15 protein-coding genes are annotated in these 17,732 nt (G+C 62.5%); 8 read left to right on the top strand and 7 right to left on the bottom strand.

From position 1 onward, the window contains the following. Window positions 1-4: 4 nt before the first annotated feature. Together folE2 and LIX91_RS08350 are read right to left on the bottom strand one after the other, a co-directional pair. On the bottom strand, window positions 5-910 hold the full coding sequence (folE2, locus tag LIX91_RS08345; protein ID WP_004410826.1) for a GTP cyclohydrolase FolE2: 906 nt from the start codon (window positions 908-910) through the stop codon (window positions 5-7). 174 nt (window positions 911-1,084) lie between these two features. Continuing rightward, window positions 1,085-1,993: a LysR substrate-binding domain-containing protein gene (locus LIX91_RS08350; RefSeq protein WP_003408081.1), complete on the bottom strand. Its 909-nt coding sequence runs from the start codon at window positions 1,991-1,993 to the stop codon at window positions 1,085-1,087. A 206-nt stretch (window positions 1,994-2,199) separates the two neighbouring features. On the opposite strand from LIX91_RS08350, the gene LIX91_RS08355 reads away from it, so the two are divergent. The 8 genes from LIX91_RS08355 (at window position 2,200) to LIX91_RS08390 (ending at window position 11,908) form a co-directional block, all read left to right on the top strand. After that, entirely contained in the window at window positions 2,200-3,720 is a 1,521-nt protein-coding gene (locus tag LIX91_RS08355) for an ABC transporter substrate-binding protein (RefSeq protein ID WP_004412638.1), read from the top strand. 102 nt (window positions 3,721-3,822) lie between these two features. Continuing rightward, complete coding sequence (locus LIX91_RS08360; protein ID WP_003348343.1) at window positions 3,823-4,740, top strand: ABC transporter permease; 918 nt, start codon at window positions 3,823-3,825, stop codon at window positions 4,738-4,740. Between the two features lie 8 nt (window positions 4,741-4,748). Next, window positions 4,749-5,657 carry an ABC transporter permease gene (locus tag LIX91_RS08365; RefSeq protein WP_004412635.1) on the top strand — a complete coding sequence of 303 codons (909 nt, stop codon included), beginning with the start codon at window positions 4,749-4,751 and terminating at the stop codon, window positions 5,655-5,657. Between the two features lie 16 nt (window positions 5,658-5,673). Then, complete coding sequence (locus LIX91_RS08370) at window positions 5,674-6,675, top strand: ABC transporter ATP-binding protein (protein WP_226488327.1); 1,002 nt, start codon at window positions 5,674-5,676, stop codon at window positions 6,673-6,675. Continuing rightward, complete coding sequence (locus tag LIX91_RS08375) at window positions 6,672-7,694, top strand: ABC transporter ATP-binding protein (protein ID WP_226488328.1); 1,023 nt, start codon at window positions 6,672-6,674, stop codon at window positions 7,692-7,694. The genes LIX91_RS08370 and LIX91_RS08375 overlap by 4 nt, the downstream gene beginning before the upstream one ends. Beyond that, on the top strand, window positions 7,691-9,118 hold the full coding sequence (locus tag LIX91_RS08380) for a M20 family metallopeptidase (RefSeq protein ID WP_004412629.1): 1,428 nt from the start codon (window positions 7,691-7,693) through the stop codon (window positions 9,116-9,118). Before LIX91_RS08375 ends, LIX91_RS08380 begins: the two co-directional genes overlap by 4 nt. Beyond that, entirely contained in the window at window positions 9,115-10,266 is a 1,152-nt protein-coding gene (locus tag LIX91_RS08385; protein WP_226488329.1) for a M20 family metallopeptidase, read from the top strand. Before LIX91_RS08380 ends, LIX91_RS08385 begins: the two co-directional genes overlap by 4 nt. A gap of 118 nt (window positions 10,267-10,384) precedes the next feature. Continuing rightward, entirely contained in the window at window positions 10,385-11,908 is a 1,524-nt protein-coding gene (locus tag LIX91_RS08390) for an amidase (RefSeq protein WP_226488330.1), read from the top strand. 43 nt (window positions 11,909-11,951) lie between these two features. On the opposite strand, the gene LIX91_RS08395 is transcribed toward LIX91_RS08390, so the two are convergent. From LIX91_RS08395 to phnL, 5 genes are all read right to left on the bottom strand, one after another. Next, entirely contained in the window at window positions 11,952-14,333 is a 2,382-nt protein-coding gene (locus tag LIX91_RS08395; RefSeq protein WP_226488331.1) for a glucose/quinate/shikimate family membrane-bound PQQ-dependent dehydrogenase, read from the bottom strand. A 208-nt stretch (window positions 14,334-14,541) separates the two neighbouring features. Beyond that, window positions 14,542-15,291: a phosphonate metabolism protein PhnP gene (phnP, locus tag LIX91_RS08400; RefSeq protein WP_004412620.1), complete on the bottom strand. Its 750-nt coding sequence runs from the start codon at window positions 15,289-15,291 to the stop codon at window positions 14,542-14,544. Then, window positions 15,282-15,848, bottom strand: a complete 567-nt coding sequence (gene phnN, locus LIX91_RS08405; protein WP_003403600.1) for a phosphonate metabolism protein/1,5-bisphosphokinase (PRPP-forming) PhnN — start codon at window positions 15,846-15,848, stop codon at window positions 15,282-15,284. Before phnN ends, phnP begins: the two co-directional genes overlap by 10 nt. Beyond that, a complete protein-coding gene (locus LIX91_RS08410; RefSeq protein ID WP_004410800.1) occupies window positions 15,848-16,993 on the bottom strand; it encodes an alpha-D-ribose 1-methylphosphonate 5-triphosphate diphosphatase in 1,146 nt (381 codons plus the stop codon). Before LIX91_RS08410 ends, phnN begins: the two co-directional genes overlap by 1 nt. Further along, window positions 16,987-17,703: a phosphonate C-P lyase system protein PhnL gene (gene phnL / locus LIX91_RS08415; protein WP_024693647.1), complete on the bottom strand. Its 717-nt coding sequence runs from the start codon at window positions 17,701-17,703 to the stop codon at window positions 16,987-16,989. Before phnL ends, LIX91_RS08410 begins: the two co-directional genes overlap by 7 nt. Between the last annotated feature and the right edge of the window lie 29 nt (window positions 17,704-17,732).

The raw sequence follows: 17,732 nt of genomic DNA on the forward strand, positions 1-17,732 counted from the left end.
AACCTCAGGACAGGTAGTTGGAAGTCTGGGCAGCGGCATCGTGCGGGTGCAGGCTTTCGAAGTGACGAACACTGACGCTGGAAGCTGCATAGCGGCCTTCGAGTGCTTGCTGGACCTTGCGCGCAGCGTCTTCGACGTACATCAGGTTCTGGCCGTTGAGCCGCGCGAAAGCCTGTTCGTCGGCCCGCTTGACCGCGGTTTGTACCGGGGTGCCCAACGCCTGTTCGACAAGGTCGATAAGCGTCATCAGGCCCAGTTCGGTCGCCTGCTCCGCCACCCGCACCTGCACCGTCGCAACGCTGCGCTGGCTGTGCGGCGTGGCGAACGATGCGTTCTCGCGCAACCAGGCGGCGACCTGCATCGGATCGACAAACGACTGCCTGCCGAAGCGCGCCGCGAATGCCTCTTCCAGCAATTGGCGAGACAATGCAGCCGAGCACGGACAGGTGGACGAGTAGGTGACATCCACCGAACTGTCGAGACACAACCGACCGGCATGCCAAGTGGCATCGAGGGTCACGGGGTAGGATTTCCAGCCGCTGAGCCCTTCGGTAATCAACGCCGGGCGACGACACAGCAGATTGAAGCTCAGCTTGAGTCGGGCGTGGCTGGAGTGACAGTCGAGGTGGCTCTCGACCATGGCTTCCAGCAAGGCAGACAGCGTATCGGGGCTGACGATCTGCCGTTCGGCATAGCCGTCGAGCAGCCGATACAGTCGCGACATGTGGATGCCCTTGACGCTCGGGTCGGTCAGATCGACCTGCAGATCGACATGCGCGTGGACAGGATGACGAATGCTCGCTTCAGCCAGTCTGATCGGCACTTCCACACCTTGCATGCCGACCCAGTCGAGTGACACCAGCGCCGGGGAAATTTCCGTCAGGGCAACATCCGGGAGAGGTTTGTTCATGTGCGTCGTTCGTCTCGTTGGCGAACTTCACCACGCGGGCGAAGCCTGATGTTGGCGGTTCACAGCCGTGCAGTGCACGGCCATAAATTCGTTACACTATAACATCATGCTTGCGAACTTCATCAACCAAAGGTTACTCACTCCACACAGCGCTCCCGCAATACCGCCAGCGGCTCAGGTCTTTGCCAGCTCCTCGATCAGAAAATCCCGGAAGGCGGCGACTGCCGCGGGAAGGTTGCGCCCGGCCATGCTTTGCAACTCGATACGCCGTGCCTTCATACCATCGTCACTGATCGGCAGCGATTTGAGCTGTTTTTCATGGGCGCGTTTGTCGAGTGTCATCTCGCTGGAGAGGCTGATCCCGCCCTCCTCCCGAACAAACCGCAGCAAGGCGCCGATGTAATTGCTGGTCAGCACCGGATCGAACAGCAGGCCCTGCACGCCGCAGCAGATATCGAACAACTGGCGCAAGGTCGTGTCGGTATTGGTCAGGGCGATGGCGTAAGGCTGCAGCTCAGCCAGCGTAACCTCCTTGCGGGCGGCCAGCGGATGGTTATGACTGACCACTGCGCAAATCGCGCCGCTGTGGATGTGCTCGACCTTGATCTCGTTCTGCGGCGTCAGGCTGAAGGTCAGGCACAGGTCTGCATCGCCCGAGCGCACCCGTTCGGTGGCCTGCGCCGGGGCACAGACCTCCATCGAGAAATGGATGCCCTGGTACTGCCGCCGAAACCGCGCAATGCACTGCGGCAGAAAATCCAGGGCAAAGCCCTCGGAGCAGGCGATGCGTACATGCCCACGCTGCAAGCCTTGCAGCTCGGTGATTTCCAGCACCACCTGCTCGGCCTCAAGCTGTGATTTGCGCGCATAGGCCGCCAGGCGAACGCCCGCCTCGCTGAGCATCATGCCGCGCGCCTGACGCTCGAAGAGCACCGCATCCAGCTCTCGCTCGAGTTTGCTGATCTGCCGACTGACCGCCGAAGACGCGACATTGAGGCGGATCGAGGCTTCGCTGATCGATCCGCACCGCGCCACTTCGAGGAAGTAGCGCAAGGCCGTGGACTGTACGCCGTAGAGTTGCATCAATGCTCCTGCGTTGCCTTTTCAGCAATGAAAGGTTCGAAATATTGTGCTTGTGGCATTGATACGCTTTGCCTAGAGTCGTGTCGAGGCGCAATTCATCAAAACAACCCAATCAAAAGAACACTGCGACCTCGTTGCTTCCTCCTTCTCGCATTTGCGACCCACTGCCCTTTGATACATCCACTTTGCCTTTTGGAGACGACGGCATGGGAATCAAGGGTTTCGCTCGCAGCATCGCGCTATTGAGCCTGTTCAGCAGTTTCTCCGTCCTGGCCGGCAAGGCTGACGACACACTGGTCTACGCCTCCGACAGCGAACCGGAAAACATCAGCCCCTATCACAACGACTTGCGCGAAGGCGTGATCCTCGGTCGCCTGATCTGGGACAACCTGGTCTATCGCAACCCGGACAATGGCGAGTACCAACCGATGCTCGCCACCAGCTGGAAACAGGTCGACGATACGACCATCGACTTCCAGCTGCGCCAGGGCGTGAAGTTTCACAACGGCGACCCGTTTACCGCAGATGACGTGGTGTTCACCCTCAATTATGTGGTGTCTCCCGAGTCCAAGGTGGTCACGGTACAAAACGTCGACTGGATCAAGAGCGCGGAAAAACTGGGTGATTACAGCGTTCGTCTGCACCTGAAAAAGCCCTTCCCGCCTGCGCTGGAATACCTCTCCAACGCCGTACCGATGTTCCCGAAAAAATACTTCGAAGAAGTCGGGCTGGCAGGCTTCAGCCGTAAACCGGTCGGCACCGGGCCTTACAAGGTGACGGCCATCGCCACCGGCGAAGGCGTGAAGATGGACAAGAACCCGGACTACTTCAAGGACAGCCCGCAGGGTCAGCCAAAGATCGGGCACATCAACTTCCGGGTGATCGCCGATGCCGAAACGCGTCTGGCCGAGCTGATGACCGGTGGCGTCGACTGGACCTGGCGGGTTGCACCGGATCAGGCGGAAAACCTCAAGGCCATGCCCAATCTGGTGGTCACCAGCGGTGCGACCATGCGCATTGGTTTTCTGATTCTCGACGCGCGCGGCACCTCCAGCGCCGATTCGCCGATGAAGCACCTGAAAGTACGTCAGGCGATCAACTACGCGATCAATCGGGACGGCCTGGCTTCGCAACTGGTCGGCGGCGAAAGCAAGCCGTTGCAAGTCGCCTGCTACCCTGGCCAGTTCGGTTGTGACACCACCGCCGCCACGGTCTACAACTACGACCCGGCAAAGGCCAAGGCGCTGCTCGCCGAAGCCGGCTACCCGAACGGCTTTGAAACCGAAATCTTCGCTTATCGCGACCGCGACTACGTGGAAGCCATCATCGGCAACCTGCGCGCCGTGGGCATCAACGCCAAGCTGCGCTACCTGAAGTACGCCGCCCTGCGTGATCAGCAGCGCGGCGGCAAGGTACCGATGTCGTTCCAGGCGTGGGGCTCGTTCTCGATCCTCGACACCTCGGCTTCGGCCGGCACCTGGTTCAAGGGCAACCCCGACGACAACATCAAGGACCCGCAAGTCCAGGGCTGGCTGCAGACCGCCGACAACGCGCTGGACCCGCAGGTGCGCAAGGACAACTACCGCAAGGCGTTGCAGCGCATCAGCGAGCAGGCCTACTGGGCGCCGCTGTTCAACTACTCGATGAACTACGCCTACGTCTCGGACCTGAACTTCAAGCCTTACCCGGACGAGCTGCCGCGCTTCGTGCTGTCGAGCTGGAAATAAGCGCTTGCCCAGGCCAGTCGGCGAACCGGGCTGTGAGGCGCATGACGCGCCTTGCAGTTGGGTCAGCCACCCCGTCATTCCCTGAACACAAGGTCACTTGCCATGTTCGGATTTCTCTTGCGCCGCCTGGGCATTGCCCTGTGCGTAGCGATTACCGTGTCGGTGATCAGCTTTTCCCTGCTGCACCTGTCCGGCGATCTGGCCACTGCCATCGGCGGGCCGGAAGCCAGCAGCGAGCAGATCGAACAGATCCGCGTGCAGTACGGCCTCAACAAGCCCTTGGTGACGCAGTATTTCGAATGGCTGGCCGACGTGGTGCGCCTCGATTTGGGCGACTCGTTCTTCTTTCAGGAGTCGGTCTACAACCTGATCGCCTCGCGACTGTCGATCACCCTCGGACTGGGAGCGATGGCCCTGAGTATTGCGCTGCTGATCGCCATTCCGCTGGGTGTGCTGGCCGCGGTGAAACGCGACACGTGGATTGATCGCCTGGCACTGAGCATCGCAGTACTGGGTCAGGCCATGCCGAGTTTCTGGTTCGCGCTGATGCTGATCGTGGTGTTTTCGGTCACCCTGAAATGGCTGCCGGTGTCCGGGAATTCGACCTGGGCGCACTTCGTGATGCCGGCCATCGCCCTCGGTTATTACGCCACGCCGGCGATCATGCGCCTGACCCGTGCGGGCATGCTCGACGTGCTCAATTCCGATTACATCCGCACCGCGCGGGCCAAGGGCCTGCGCCCTGCCACCGTGCTGTTCAAGCATGCGTTGCGCAACGCGCTGATTCCGGTGGTGGCCCTCGCCGCCGTGGAATTCGGCTTCATGCTCGGCGGTTCGGTGGTCATCGAAACGGTTTTCTCGCTGCAGGGCATTGGCCAGCTGGCCTGGGATGCGATTGCCCGTGACGATTTCCCGGTGGTGCAGGCGGTCGTGCTGTTGATCGCAGTGATCTACATCGTCCTCACCCTGCTGGCCGACGTGCTCAACGCACTGCTCGACCCGCGCATCCGCGTGAAATAGGAGGCCCCATGAGCACAACTACCTCATCGCCGCTGCTGATCAACGATTACCAGCCTCCGGCGCGCAGCGTCTGGCGCACGTTGCGCAGCAGCTTCGCGCATCGCGGCTTCGCCATCGGCGCGGTACTGCTGCTGATCATCATGCTCGGCGCTCTGTTCGCGCCCTGGCTGGCCCCCTACGACCCTTATGCACAGGACGTGATGCTGCGCATGAAACCCCCGGTGTGGATGGCCAACGGCACCTGGGACTACGTGCTGGGCACCGACAAACTGGGCCGCGATTACCTGTCACGCCTGCTCTACGGCGCACGCATCTCGCTGTTTATCGGCTTATCGGCCGCGCTGATCTCCGGAATCATCGGCACCATCATGGGCCTGCTGGCCGGCTACTTCGGCGGCAAGACCGATGCACTGATCAGCTACCTGATTACCACCCGCCTGGCGATGCCGGTGGTGATGATCGCGCTGGCCTCCGCGTCGCTGATCGGTGGCTCGCTGAAAGTGGTGATCGTACTGCTTGGCTGCCTGCTCTGGGACCGCTTTGCCGTGGTGGTGCGCGCTGCCGTGCAGCAGATTCGCGACGCTGAATACGTCGCCTCGGCCCAGGCTCTGGGTTGCTCGACGCTGCGCATTCTGGCCAGCGAAATCCTGCCCAATCTGGTCGGTGCGCTGATCGTCGTCGCTACGCTGGAAATGGCTCACGCGATCCTCCTCGAGTCGGCCCTGTCGTTTCTCGGAGTCGGCGTGCAGCCGCCCATTCCTTCATGGGGGCTGATGATCGCCGAGGGCAAACCGTACATGTTCTTTTCCCCTTGGGTCATCGCCATTCCCGGCGTCGCCCTGATGGTGCTGGTGCTGGGCATCAATCTGGTCGGTGACGGCCTGCGCGACCTGATCCTGCCCGACGGGCGCAACTGACAGAGGAGATACGCACATGGCGCTTTTGCATGTTGAAAACCTGCGTGTCGAGATTCCTCTCGGGCAGGACACGCTGCACGCAGTGCGCGGCCTGGACTTTCAGGTCGAGCGCGGCGAAATGCTGTGCATCGTCGGCGAGTCCGGCTGCGGCAAATCCCTGACTTCGCTGGCGCTCATGGACCTGCTGCCGCGCAAGGCCCGGCGTACCGCAACGACACTGAGCCTGGACGGCATCGACATGCTGACCCAGAGCGAGCGGCAGATGTGCGACCTGCGCGGCAACCGCCTGGCGATGATCTTTCAGGAGCCCATGACCTCGCTGAACCCGGCCTACAGCATTGGCGATCAGCTCAGCGAAGTGCTCACCCGACACCGCAAGGTGTCGCGCAAGGAGGCCCTGCAGCGCGCCGCGCAAATGCTCGAGAAAGTCGGGATCAGCAACGCGGGCGAGCGCTTGCGCCAGTATCCGCATCAACTGTCGGGCGGCCTGCGCCAGCGGGTGATCATCGCCATGGCCCTGATGTGCGAACCGGACGTGATCATCGCCGACGAACCGACCACTGCGCTGGACGTGACCATTCAGGCGCAGATCCTGCGCCTGATCCGCGATATTCAGAAAGAGCTGGGTCTGGCCGTGATCTTCATCACCCACGACCTGGGGCTGGTGGCACGTATCGCCGACCGGGTCGCGGTGATGTATGCCGGACAGATCGTCGAGACCGCCCCGGCCATCGAGTTGTTCGAGAACCCGCAACACCCCTATACCCGCGGCTTGCTGGCGAGCATACCGATCCCCGGACGCACTCGGCCGGGCCAGCCGCTGGGGTCGATTCCAGGGCTGGTGCCCAGCCTGGTGGGCGAGCAACACGGCTGCGCATTTCGCAATCGCTGCCCGCAGGCGATCCCGGCCTGTGCCGACGACGTCCCGCCGATCAATAGCCACAACCACATGACTCGCTGTCTGTTTGCCGCAGCGGGCGCCGAACCTTTGTTTCACCGTGAGGGCGTACCGTCATGAATACCGCCGTGAAACAGGTTCCGACTGCCAGCGTGAAGAAAGACATCGCGCTGGAACTGTGCGATATACGCCGCGAATTCAGCATCAGTCGTGGTTTTTTCAAACCCGATGCCACGCTCAAAGCCGTCGATGGTGTGTCGTTGCGCCTGATGCGTGGCGAAACACTCGGGCTGGTCGGCGAATCGGGCTGCGGTAAAAGTACCCTGGCGAAGATGCTGCTGGGGCTGCTTGCGCCCAGCAGCGGCGACGTACTGGTCAACGGCAAGCACCTCGCCGGCACCGACCGCAAGGAGATGGCGCGGCGCATTCAGCCGATCTTTCAGGACCCCTACTCGTCACTCAACCCACGCAAGACCCTGCGCGAGATCGTCACGCTGCCGCTGATCGTGCATGGCATCGGCACCGCGGCCGAACGTCGCCAGCGCGCCGAAGCGATGATGGACGTGGTCGGCTTGCCCAAACGCGTGATCGACAGTTACCCGAGCCAGCTTTCCGGTGGCCAGCGCCAGCGTGTGGCAATTGCCCGGGCGCTGGTGATGCGTCCGGATGTGCTGATCTGCGACGAGCCGACTTCGGCGCTGGACGTTTCAGTGCAGGCGCAGATTCTCAATCTGTTGCAGGAGCTCAAACAGGAATTCGGCCTGACTTACCTGCTGATCAGCCACAACCTGGCCGTCATCGAACATCTGGCCGACCGCGTGGCGGTCATGTACCTGGGGCGGATCGTCGAAGAGCGCAGCCGCGAATCATTGTTCGCCCGGCCCGGCCATCCCTACACCCAGGCATTGCTGGACTCGGTGCTGACCCCGGACCCGCATCTGGGCATTCCCGATCTGGGTTTGCACGGCACCTTTCCCAATCCCATGTCGCCGCCGTCCGGCTGCGCCTTTCATCCGCGCTGCCCGGCGTGCATGCCGGCGTGCAAGGAAAAAGCCCCGGCCATTGGCCGCATGGAAGGCGGAACCGTTCGCTGCCACCTGCACGACACCTCGAAACCTCTGGAGCAGATGCCCTCATGAGTAGCCGTTCGCACGCCATCGAAAACGTCACTGAACAGTTCGACAACGGCGCGTTTTTCGCCCTGCTCGGCAAAAGCGTTGCCTACCCGACCCAAAGCCAGGAGGCCGAGAGCCTGCCCGAGCTGTATCGTTATCTTCATGAGTTCATCACCCCGCATGTCGAGCGCCTGGGTTTCAGCGTTACCGTGCATGACAACCCGGTCGCCGGACGCGGCCCGCTGATGATCGCCACGCGCATCGAAGCCGCTGAACTGCCGACGCTGCTCAGTTACGGCCACGGCGACGTGGTTCGCGGCTATGACGCGCAGTGGCAGACCGGCCTGTCGCCGTGGCAGGTGATTGAGCGTGGCGAGCGCTGGTACGGGCGCGGCACCGCCGACAACAAGGGCCAGCACCTGATCAACCTGACGGCACTGGAGCAGACCCTCAAGGCTCGCGACGGCAAGCTGGGTTTCAACGTCAAACTGCTTCTGGAAATGGGCGAGGAAGATGGCTCCCCCGGCCTGAGCGCGTTCTGCCAGGCGCACGCCGAAGAGCTCGCCGCCGACATCTTCATCGCCTCCGATGGCCCGCGCCTCGCAGCGGCACGCCCTACCCTGTTTCTCGGCTCGCGCGGGGTGTTCAACTTCGAGCTGACGGTAAACCTGCGCGAAGGTGCGCACCATTCCGGAAACTGGGGCGGCCTGCTGGCCAACCCGGGCATCATTCTGGCCAATGCCATCGCCAGCATGGTCGATGAACATGGCCGGGTGAAAGTCGCGGGGCTGATGCCCAAAGCCATTCCCGACGCTGTGAAGGCCGCGTTAGCGGATATCGAGGTCGGCGGCGGCCCCGGCGATCCGGACATCGACGCCGACTGGGGCAACCCGGCGCTGTCGCTCAGCGAAAAAGTCTTCGGCTGGAACACCCTCGACGTGCTCGCTTTCAAGACCGGCAACCCGGACGCCCCGGTACACGCCATTCCCGGCAAGGCTCACGCGTTGTGTCACATTCGCTTTGTTGTCGACAGCGATTACAACGCGTTCATCCCCGCGGTGCGCGCGCACCTCGATGCCCACGGCTTCGATCGTGTCGAGGTCAGGCAGACGCGTATGGACGTGATGCACGCCACGCGCCTGTCGCCGGACAGCCCGTGGGTTGGCTGGGCGCTGGATTCGCTGGCCGCCACCACCGGCAAGAAACCCGCGCTACTGCCCAATCTGGGCGGTTCGCTGCCCAACGACGTGTTCGCTGAAGTGCTGGGCCTGCCGACGGTCTGGGTGCCACACTCATATCCGGCGTGCTCGCAGCATGCACCTGATGAGCACTTGCTGGCTCCGGTGGTCAAGGAGAGCCTGCAAATCATGGCCGGACTGTTCTGGGACCTGGGCACGGACGGCGCACGACTGACCCGGGAGCAGCGGGCACAGGAGCTGAGTGAATGAATGAGGCACAACTGCACGCCACCGCGTGGCTGGCCGAGCAATATGAGGCGATGGAAGCGCTGCTGCAGCGCCTGGTCGATACCGATTCCAACAGCTACGACAAGGTCGGCGTCGACGCAGTCGGTGAGCTGCTCTGCGCACAATTGCAGGCTGACGGAATCAGCGTCGAGCGTATCCCGGTCGAGGGTTTCGGCGATGTGTTGCTGGCTGAATTGCCCGGCGGACCCGGCAAACCAGTGTTGCTGCTGGGTCATCGCGACACCGTATTCCCCAAGGGCACCACTACAACACGCGGCTACACAAAAGACAGTGAACTAGCCTACGGCCCTGGCGTGGCCGACATGAAAGGCGGACTGGTGCTCAACTGCTTTGCGCTGAAGGCATTGAAGCGCGCAGGTCCGCTGCCGTTCCCGGTGCAGATTCTGTACACCGGCGACGAGGAAATCGGCTCCGCCAGCGCTCGCAGTCACATCGAACACTACGCCCGCCAGGCGCGCGCGGTGCTCAACCCCGAACCGGGACGCGCCAGCGGCAATGTGGTCAGCGCGCGCAAAGGCGGTGCCACGCTGATCATCGAAGTCAGCGGCCGCGCAGCGCATTCGGGAGTCAATCATGCCGACGGCGCCAGTGCCATCCAGGCGCTGGCGCACAAGGTAATCAAGTTGCATGCGTTGACTGATTACCCAGCGGGCATCACCACCAATGTCGGGCTGATCTCCGGCGGTACCTCCAGCAATACGGTAGCGCCCAGCGCCACGGCGAAGCTCGATGTGCGTTTTGTCGAGCTTCGCCAATGGGCGGAAATACTTGCCGCCGTGCAGGCGATCGTCGCCGAAGAGGAACTGCCCGGCACTTCAGCCAGACTGCTGGAAGCCACCACCTTCCTGCCGATGGAAGCCCGGCACAGTAACGAGTTGCTGAGTATTTATAAGGGCCTCGCGCAGGAACTGGGTTTCAGCGTGGAAGGCGAATTCACCGGAGGCTGCGCCGACTCGGGTTTTACCGCCAGCCTGGGGATCCCGACCCTGTGCGGCCTTGGCCCGGTGGGCGGCAAGGTCCACACCGACCGCGAGTACCTGGAACTGAACACCTTGGTGCCCAGAGGCCAGACGCTGGTCGCGACGATTCTGGCGCTGGGGGATGTGTGACGCAGAGCGTCACGAAATGCATTCCCCCACGGAGCATGCGGAACGATGAACATTCGGGCCAGTATCGTAGCCATGCTCCGCACCCAGCGTTATACATAAGTCCAGTGAGGAACACTCCATGCAAAAATCGTCCGAGCTGCTCGGTAAATCCGCCACCGAACTGCGTGCGCTGATCGGCAACAAACAGCTCTCTCCGGTGGAGTTGCTGGACGCCTGTATCGAGCGGATTGAAAGCCTGAACCCGAAGATCAACGCGTTCGCCGCGACCTGTTTCGAGCGCGCCCGCGACGAGGCACTGCTGGCCGAACATGCCGTCATGCAAGGCGAACCGCTGGGGCTGCTGCATGGCCTGCCAATCGGCATCAAGGACCTGGAAGAAACCGCCGGGGTACTCACCACCTACGGCTCGCAACTGTTTCGCGACAACATTCCCGCGCAGGACAACCTGTTCGTCGCGCGCCTGCGTGCAGCCGGGGCAATCATGGTCGGCAAGACCAATGTTCCGGAGCTGGGCGCAGGCGCCAATACCCGCAATGTGGTGTGGGGCGCGACCGGTAACCCGTTCAATCCTGAACTGAATGCCGGCGGTTCCTCGGGTGGATCCGCCGCCGCACTGGCCGTCGACATGGTGCCGTTGTGCAGCGGCTCGGACACCGGCGGTTCGCTGCGTATTCCCGCGGCGCTGTGCGGTATCGTCGGCCTGCGTCCTTCACCAGGGCTGGTGCCGAGCGAACGCAAAAAGCTCGGCTGGACACCGATTTCAGTGGTAGGCCCCATGGGCCGCAATGTTGCCGATACCCTGCTGCAACTGCGCGCCAGCGCCGGGCTGGGGCAGTCCGACCCATTGAGTTATGCCATCGCCGCTGACGAGTTTGCACCGCGCCCGATCGACCTCAGCCAGCTGCGTGTCGGCTACAGCGAAGACTTCGGCGCGTGTGCTGTGGATGACAGGATCCGTGCCGTCTTTCGGGAAAAGATCAGCGCCCTGAAATCGCTGTTCAAGTCCTGCGAAGCCATCGACCTGAATCTGACCAGCGCCCATCGCACCTTCGACGTCCTGCGTGCCGAAGCCTTCGTCGCCGGGCTGCAGGACGCTCACGACCGCGATCCTGATGCACTGGGGCCCAACACCCGCGCCAATTTCGACATGGGTGCCGCGATGTCGCTGCAGGACTGCGTCAAGGCGCATGGCGAGCAAAGCCGGATCTTTCGCGGCTTTCAGAAACAATTCGAACACTACGACCTGATCCTCGCGCCCACCACGCCAGTCTCGCCCTTCCCCTGGAGCGAGCTGTACCTGCGCGAAGTCAACGGCGTGCCCCTGGACAATTACTACCGCTGGCTGGCGCTGTGTTACACCATCACCCTGACCACCAACCCGGCGCTGTCCCTGCCCTGCGGCACCGACCACAACGGTATGCCGTTCGGTCTGCAGGTGATCGGCGGATTTCGTGGCGATGCGAAACTGCTGGCCTGCGCTGACGCGATCGAGCAGGCAACGCTGAATGATCTACGCCTGTCACGTCCGCGTCCCGACCTGCAAAAACTGCTGGCCTCGGCGGTCGACCTGACCCACATCGTCACGCATCCGCCGATTTATGGCGGGTCGAGAACGGGCAAGCCGGAGATTGGGGCGATGTAAAAAAGGCTGAGGGGCAGCATCTGCCCCTCAGAGGTGATATGCGTTACTTGGGCAACGCGTAGGCAATCACGTAATCGCCACGATCCGGCGATTGGCGGGCACCGCCGGCAGTGAGCAGAATGTACTGCCTGCCGGTCTTGGGCGATACATAGGTCATCGGGCCGGATTGGCTGCCGACTGGCAGACGTGCCTTCCAGATTTCATTGCCGTTGCCGCTGTCGAAAGCGCGCAGGTAGAAATCCTGCGTACCGGCGAAGAACAGCAAGCCCGACTGGGTGGACAACGAGGCACCCAGCGTCGGCATACCGATCGGAATCGGCAGGCCCATGCGAATGCCCATCGGGCCTGTGTCCTTCACGGTGCCGACCGGAACCTGCCACATCAGTTTCTTGGTTTTCAGGTCAATCGCCGACATGGTGCCGAACGGCGGTGCCTGGCAGGGAATGCCGACGGCAGACAGGAAACGCTGACGCATGGCCCCGAAAGGAGTACCGGTCTGTGGCACAACACCCATTTCGATACCGCTGGCACCGGCGGCGATCTTGTCGCGCGGGATCATGTAGTTGGCCAGGCCCAGGCGCATGTCATTGACGAACATGTAGCTGTTGGTCGGGTCAACCGAGACACTGCCCCAGTTCATGCCACCCAGCGAACCCGGGAACTGCAACGCCGGGTCTAGCCCAGGTGGCGTGTAGACACCCTCGTGACGCATGCCTTTGAAGGCGATCCGGCACATCAACTGATCGAATGCCGTGGCGCCCCACATGTCCGACTCTTTCAGGGTCTGGTTGCCGATCGAAGGCATGTCCACCGAGAACGGCTGGGTCGGCGAATAGCGCTCGCCCGGCACGTTACCTTGCGGCACAGGGCGTTCCTCGACCCGCGAGATCGGCACGCCGGTTTCGCGGTTGAGCAGGAAGATTTCGCCCTGCTTGGTAACTTGTGCCAATGCCGGCTGGGTACCGCCCTTGCCGTCTGGAATGTCATACAGCAACGGCTGCGCCGGGATGTCGAAGTCCCACAGATCGTGGTGAGTCATCTGGAAGTTCCAGCGCACCTGGCCGGTCTTGACATCGACCGCCACGACTGACGAGGACCACTTGTCATCCTGCTCGGTACGCGTCCCGCCGAAGAAGTCGGGTGTTGCGTTACCGGTCGGCAAGTAGATCAGGCCAAGCTTGTCATCGTAGGACATGGCCGACCAGACGTTCGGCGTGCCACGGGTATAGGTTTCGCCTGCGGGCGGACGTTTGGTGGTATTCGGGTTACCCGGATCCCACGCCCAGACCAACTCACCCGTGTGCACGTCGTAGGCGCGTACTACGCCCGGAGGCTCACCGGTAGAGAAGTTGTCGGCAACACGACCACCGACAACCACCACATTACCCGCTACCAGTGGCGTCGAGGTTTGCTGGTAGTAGCCCTCCTTGACCTCGCCCATATCGGTTTTCAGGTCGACCACGCCTTGATTGCCGAAGTCCTTGCAGGTCTCGCCGGTCTTGGCGTCGAGTGCGATCAGACGCGCGTCGCCGGTCGGCAGGAACACGCGCGCGACGCATGCGCCTGAGACTGATGGTGCCGGCGCATTGGCTGTCGCTGCTTCGGCGACAGGTGCAGCGAAGTACCCAAGGCCTCGGCAACGCTGCCAGTTGGGCGCACTGCCCTGAGGATCGAACTTCCAGCGCTGTGTGCCGGTATCTGCATCGAGTGCGAAGACCTTGCCGTAAGCGGTGCAGGTGTAAACCGTGTCGCCGATCTGCAGCGGGGTGTTCTGGTCCTCTGCGCCGGCCCCGGTACTTTGCGGGATGTCACCGGTATGAAAGGTCCAGGCGACCTGCAGCTTGTCGACGTTGCCTTTGTTGATCTGATCCAGAGCGGCAAAACGGTTGCCTGCCGGAGTGTTGCCCCAGTGCGCCCAATCCTTCTGCTCGGAGCCCGGAGCCACCGGAACCACATCAGGCACGCTGGCGGCGCTGACCACATGGCTCGGGACGAACATATAACCGATGGTCGCCACAACACCAATGGCCAACAGACCGGCCAGGCCATAGGCACCGCGCCCTGCCTGAGCACCCGAGGCGCGAACCAGTGTCGGATAGATCAGTGCCACCACCAGGCCGATGACGGCGAAGGTCAATACTCGGGAAACCAGCGGCCAGTAATGCAGGCCTGCATCCCAGACAGCCCAGATGGCGGTCAGTATCAGGGCAATGCCATACAGCAAGGCACCTTTGGGCTTGCGGGCGGCGATCAGTACACCACTGACCAGCATCGCCAGGCCCATCAGCAGGAAGAACCAGCTCCCGCCAAGCGCTACCAGATAGCCACCGCCACCTGCCAGCCCGAGTCCGATCAAGGCGATCACCCCACCCAGTCCAGGCAGCAGGAACCTGCCGGCTGCCCCTGTATTTTGCGCATTTGTCATTTTTCAAACCTGTCGGATTTTCACAGGCGCGCAGAATGTACTAAACGGTTCATTAAGACAAATTGTCGCAGCCTGCCCGGTATGGAAAAGGATCATGGCCGAGCGACATCAGGCAGATTCAGGTTACTGACAGAGCGAGTCAAAGCCGTGATGCGTCTGGCGCCCAGGATTGCGGGCGATCAGCGAACAGAATTTTCGCGCCAGCGTTCTACAGGGTCATCCCGTCCTGACCGACGAACACTTGATCAGGCAGTTGCCCCGCTCGCCCCATCAACCACGCATCCAGCGTATGGCCGACATGCGTCAGCACCGCCCTGCCCGGTCGTAGCCAATCGATGGTTTCTAGCGCCAACGTCAGGTCATTGTGATTACGCGGCGGCTGAGGCTGTGGAGGCATGGAGCAGTCGAGCACCAGCAGGTCCAGCGGCGCACTTTGCAGATACTCGCGGGTGTCGTCGGGCAAGCCGACGGTGTCGGTCAGGTAGGCAAAACGTTGCCCATCACCTTCGAACAGGTAGCCGAACGTAGGCTTTGAGTGCGCCAGTGGCAGCGCGGTGACCTGCAGCGCGCCCAGTGCACGGCGTTCGAATGCGGCGAATGGCTGGCTGAAATCCAGAATGCCGGGGTGTTTGTAGAGATCGGCCAAGCCTTCCGGATCCGCCGGGCCGTGGACCGGAATCACCAGCCCCTGGCCCCAGCGCAGGTGCAACAGCCCCTGCGCATGGTCGGCGTGGTAGTGCGTCTGCAGAATCCCGCTCAGGCTACGCGGCGGAAAACGCTCGGTGAGGTCGGTCAGGCCGCTGTCGATCAACCAGCGCTGGTCGGCGCATTCGATCAGCGCGCTGCACGGCAAGCGGCGCAGATCATGGTCGGCACGCGCGGCAGCACACGCCACGCACTGACAACCGTAGACCGGCACCTGTCGGGCATCACCGGTGCCCAGCAGGGTCAGGCGCATGCGTGACGCTTGTCGAGCAAGCCGAGCAGCGTGGCAACGGTGTGTTGCAGATCAGCGGAATTATCCAGCGGGAAGACCTGCGGATTGCTCGCCAGCAAATCTCCGGCAAAGCGCGAGTTGCGCGCAAGGCGCTCCTCGATTTCTGCGAGGCTTTCCCGGTTACGTGCCAGCAGGCGCTTGCGCAATACCTCCTGATTGACCGTCAGCAACACCGCCAGCAGCGTGGGATAGCGCGCCTGCGCCTTTTGCAGATGCGCCCGGGAGCCGTTGATCAGGACGTCATGGCCTTCCAGCAGCCACTGATCGATCTCGACGGGAATGCCGTAGTGCAGACCATTGGCCTGCCAGCTCAAGGCAAACGCGCCTCGCTCGCGCATCTGCTCGAACTGCTCGACGGTCACCGCCTGAGCCGCCTCGCCCACCGCTTCGGCGGAACGGGTGATCACCCGCCGAACGATCCGGCAATCACGTTGCGCCAGGGTATCCCGGGCAGCGTCCAGCAGGCTGTCCTTGCCTGATCCGGACGGCCCGATGAGATAGATCAACCTGCCAACCATCAAAACACCCTCTTGCCTTGTCGCCAGACCTTGTCGATAACCGGCAGGCCAGCATGATCACGCGCCTGGATCAGATCAGCGCGCAGCCCCACACGTATTTCACCACGATCCGCCAACCCGGCAGCCACGGCCGGCGTGCGGCTGACCATGTTGACCGCCTGCGGCAGATCACATGCGTTGTCCTGAGCGGCGAGCATGAATGCAGACTGCAACAGGCTGGCCGGGTAGTAATCGCTGGACAGAATATCCAGCAACCCGTCACGGGCCAGCGATGCTGCCGCCACGTTACCGGAGTGCGAGCCGCCGCGCACGATGTTCGGTGCGCCCATCAACACGCTCATGCCCAGTTGCCGACAGCCACGGGCCGCTTCGAGCGTGGTCGGGAACTCAGCGATGTTCATGCCGAAACCCGCCGACTCCTCGACATGCGCCATGGTTGCATCGTCGTGACTGGCAATCGACAGGCCGCGCGCCAGGCACAGTTCGACGATCGCACGCCGGTAGCGGTCGGCGTACTCGTTGGAGTTGGCCACCTGTTCAACGATGAAGCGGTCCATTTCCTCGTTATTCATGTGGTACTTGCCCATGTAGTACTCGCGGTACTTGGACTCCAGGGCAAACTGGCGCTGGCCGGGCGCGTGGTCCATCACCGAGACCAGTTGCACCAGTGGCTGGTCCACCAGATCGCGAAACACGCTCAAGGTATCCGGGTGACTGACCTCACAGCGCAAGTGCAGCACGTGCTCGGCGCGGGTCAGGCCTGCCGCATTGGCGTCTGCAATCGCCTGCAGCATGGCGGGCAATTGCTGCATGCGCTTGCCTTTGGGGTTGATGTCGCCGATCGACAGCGCGTCGAACACCGTGGTGATGCCTGCCGCGACGATTTGCGCATCGTGGCTGATCACCGCCGACATCGACGGCCAGTCGACACCCGGACGCGGCGACAGGTGCTTTTCGAGGTTGTCGGTGTGCAATTCCACCAGCCCCGGCAGCAGGTAATCGCCCTGCATGTCCTGGGCCTGACTCAACTGGCTGCATCCACTCTCGACCTCGGCAATCAGGCCGTCACGGACCACCACAGTGCCGGTGAATACCTGCTCGGCCGTCACCACGCGGGCGTTACTGAAAACCTGTTCGTTCAGCATTGCAGCAACTCCTTGGCGGTAAGGTCCACCGGGGTCATGTCGAGTTGACGATTGGCGACTGCCTCGCGGGCGTCGCGATCATGGAAAATACCGATCAGGGCGGCACCGGCCTGTTTGGCCTCGTCGACCAGTTCCAGCACCACCCGGCGGTTGGCGTCGTCCAGCGACGCAGTCGGTTCGTCGAGCAACAGCACCGGCCATGGCACCATGAATGCGCGCGCGATGTTGATACGCTGCTGTTCGCCACCGGAAAACGTACTGGGCGCCAACGGCCACAGGCGCTGCGGAATATTCAGCCGCCCCAGCAGCAGTTGCGCGCGCTCCTGCGCCTGCTCACGGGACCAGCCGCGCGCCAGGGCAGGCTCCATGACCACGTCCAGGCTGGACACACGCGGAATCACGCGCAAGAACTGGCTGACGTAGCCAAGCGTTTTGCGTCGTACCTCAAGCACCTGGCGCGGGGTTGCGCCGACCAGTTCGGTCCACTCGCCTTCATGCTGCACGCGAATGCTGCCGGCGGCAGGCAGGTAATTGCCGTACAGGGTGCGCAGCAGCGTGCTTTTGCCCGCGCCGGAGTGCCCGCTGAGCACCAGGCATTCGCCAGCGCGCACCGAGAAATTCAAGCCGCGCAGCACATTGAGGACCACGCCGTTGTGCTGATGCAGGGTGAAGGTTTTCGACAGGTCACGGACCTCGATCAAGGTTGTCATCGGGCTCACCTCTTCTGTACAGGCTGTTC

Source organism: Pseudomonas sp. B20, from assembly GCF_020515755.1.
GTDB lineage: Bacteria > Pseudomonadota > Gammaproteobacteria > Pseudomonadales > Pseudomonadaceae > Aquipseudomonas > Aquipseudomonas syringae.

Bases quoted from the DNA above. Each gene is read 5' to 3' on its own strand.
- LIX91_RS08355 (WP_004412638.1), top strand. From the start codon at position 2,200: ATGGGAATCAAGGGTTTCGCTCGCAGCATCGCGCTATTGAGCCTGTTC.
- folE2 (WP_004410826.1), bottom strand. From the start codon at position 910: ATGAACAAACCTCTCCCGGATGTTGCCCTGACGGAAATTTCCCCGGCG.
- LIX91_RS08410 (WP_004410800.1), bottom strand. From the start codon at position 16,993: ATGCTGAACGAACAGGTTTTCAGTAACGCCCGCGTGGTGACGGCCGAG.
- LIX91_RS08375 (WP_226488328.1), top strand. From the start codon at position 6,672: ATGAATACCGCCGTGAAACAGGTTCCGACTGCCAGCGTGAAGAAAGAC.
- LIX91_RS08380 (WP_004412629.1), top strand. From the start codon at position 7,691: ATGAGTAGCCGTTCGCACGCCATCGAAAACGTCACTGAACAGTTCGAC.
- LIX91_RS08350 (WP_003408081.1), bottom strand. From the start codon at position 1,993: ATGCAACTCTACGGCGTACAGTCCACGGCCTTGCGCTACTTCCTCGAA.
- phnN (WP_003403600.1), bottom strand. From the start codon at position 15,848: ATGGTTGGCAGGTTGATCTATCTCATCGGGCCGTCCGGATCAGGCAAG.
- LIX91_RS08365 (WP_004412635.1), top strand. From the start codon at position 4,749: ATGAGCACAACTACCTCATCGCCGCTGCTGATCAACGATTACCAGCCT.
- LIX91_RS08390 (WP_226488330.1), top strand. From the start codon at position 10,385: ATGCAAAAATCGTCCGAGCTGCTCGGTAAATCCGCCACCGAACTGCGT.
- phnP (WP_004412620.1), bottom strand. From the start codon at position 15,291: ATGCGCCTGACCCTGCTGGGCACCGGTGATGCCCGACAGGTGCCGGTC.
- LIX91_RS08395 (WP_226488331.1), bottom strand. From the start codon at position 14,333: ATGACAAATGCGCAAAATACAGGGGCAGCCGGCAGGTTCCTGCTGCCT.
- LIX91_RS08360 (WP_003348343.1), top strand. From the start codon at position 3,823: ATGTTCGGATTTCTCTTGCGCCGCCTGGGCATTGCCCTGTGCGTAGCG.
- phnL (WP_024693647.1), bottom strand. From the start codon at position 17,703: ATGACAACCTTGATCGAGGTCCGTGACCTGTCGAAAACCTTCACCCTG.
- LIX91_RS08370 (WP_226488327.1), top strand. From the start codon at position 5,674: ATGGCGCTTTTGCATGTTGAAAACCTGCGTGTCGAGATTCCTCTCGGG.
- LIX91_RS08385 (WP_226488329.1), top strand. From the start codon at position 9,115: ATGAATGAGGCACAACTGCACGCCACCGCGTGGCTGGCCGAGCAATAT.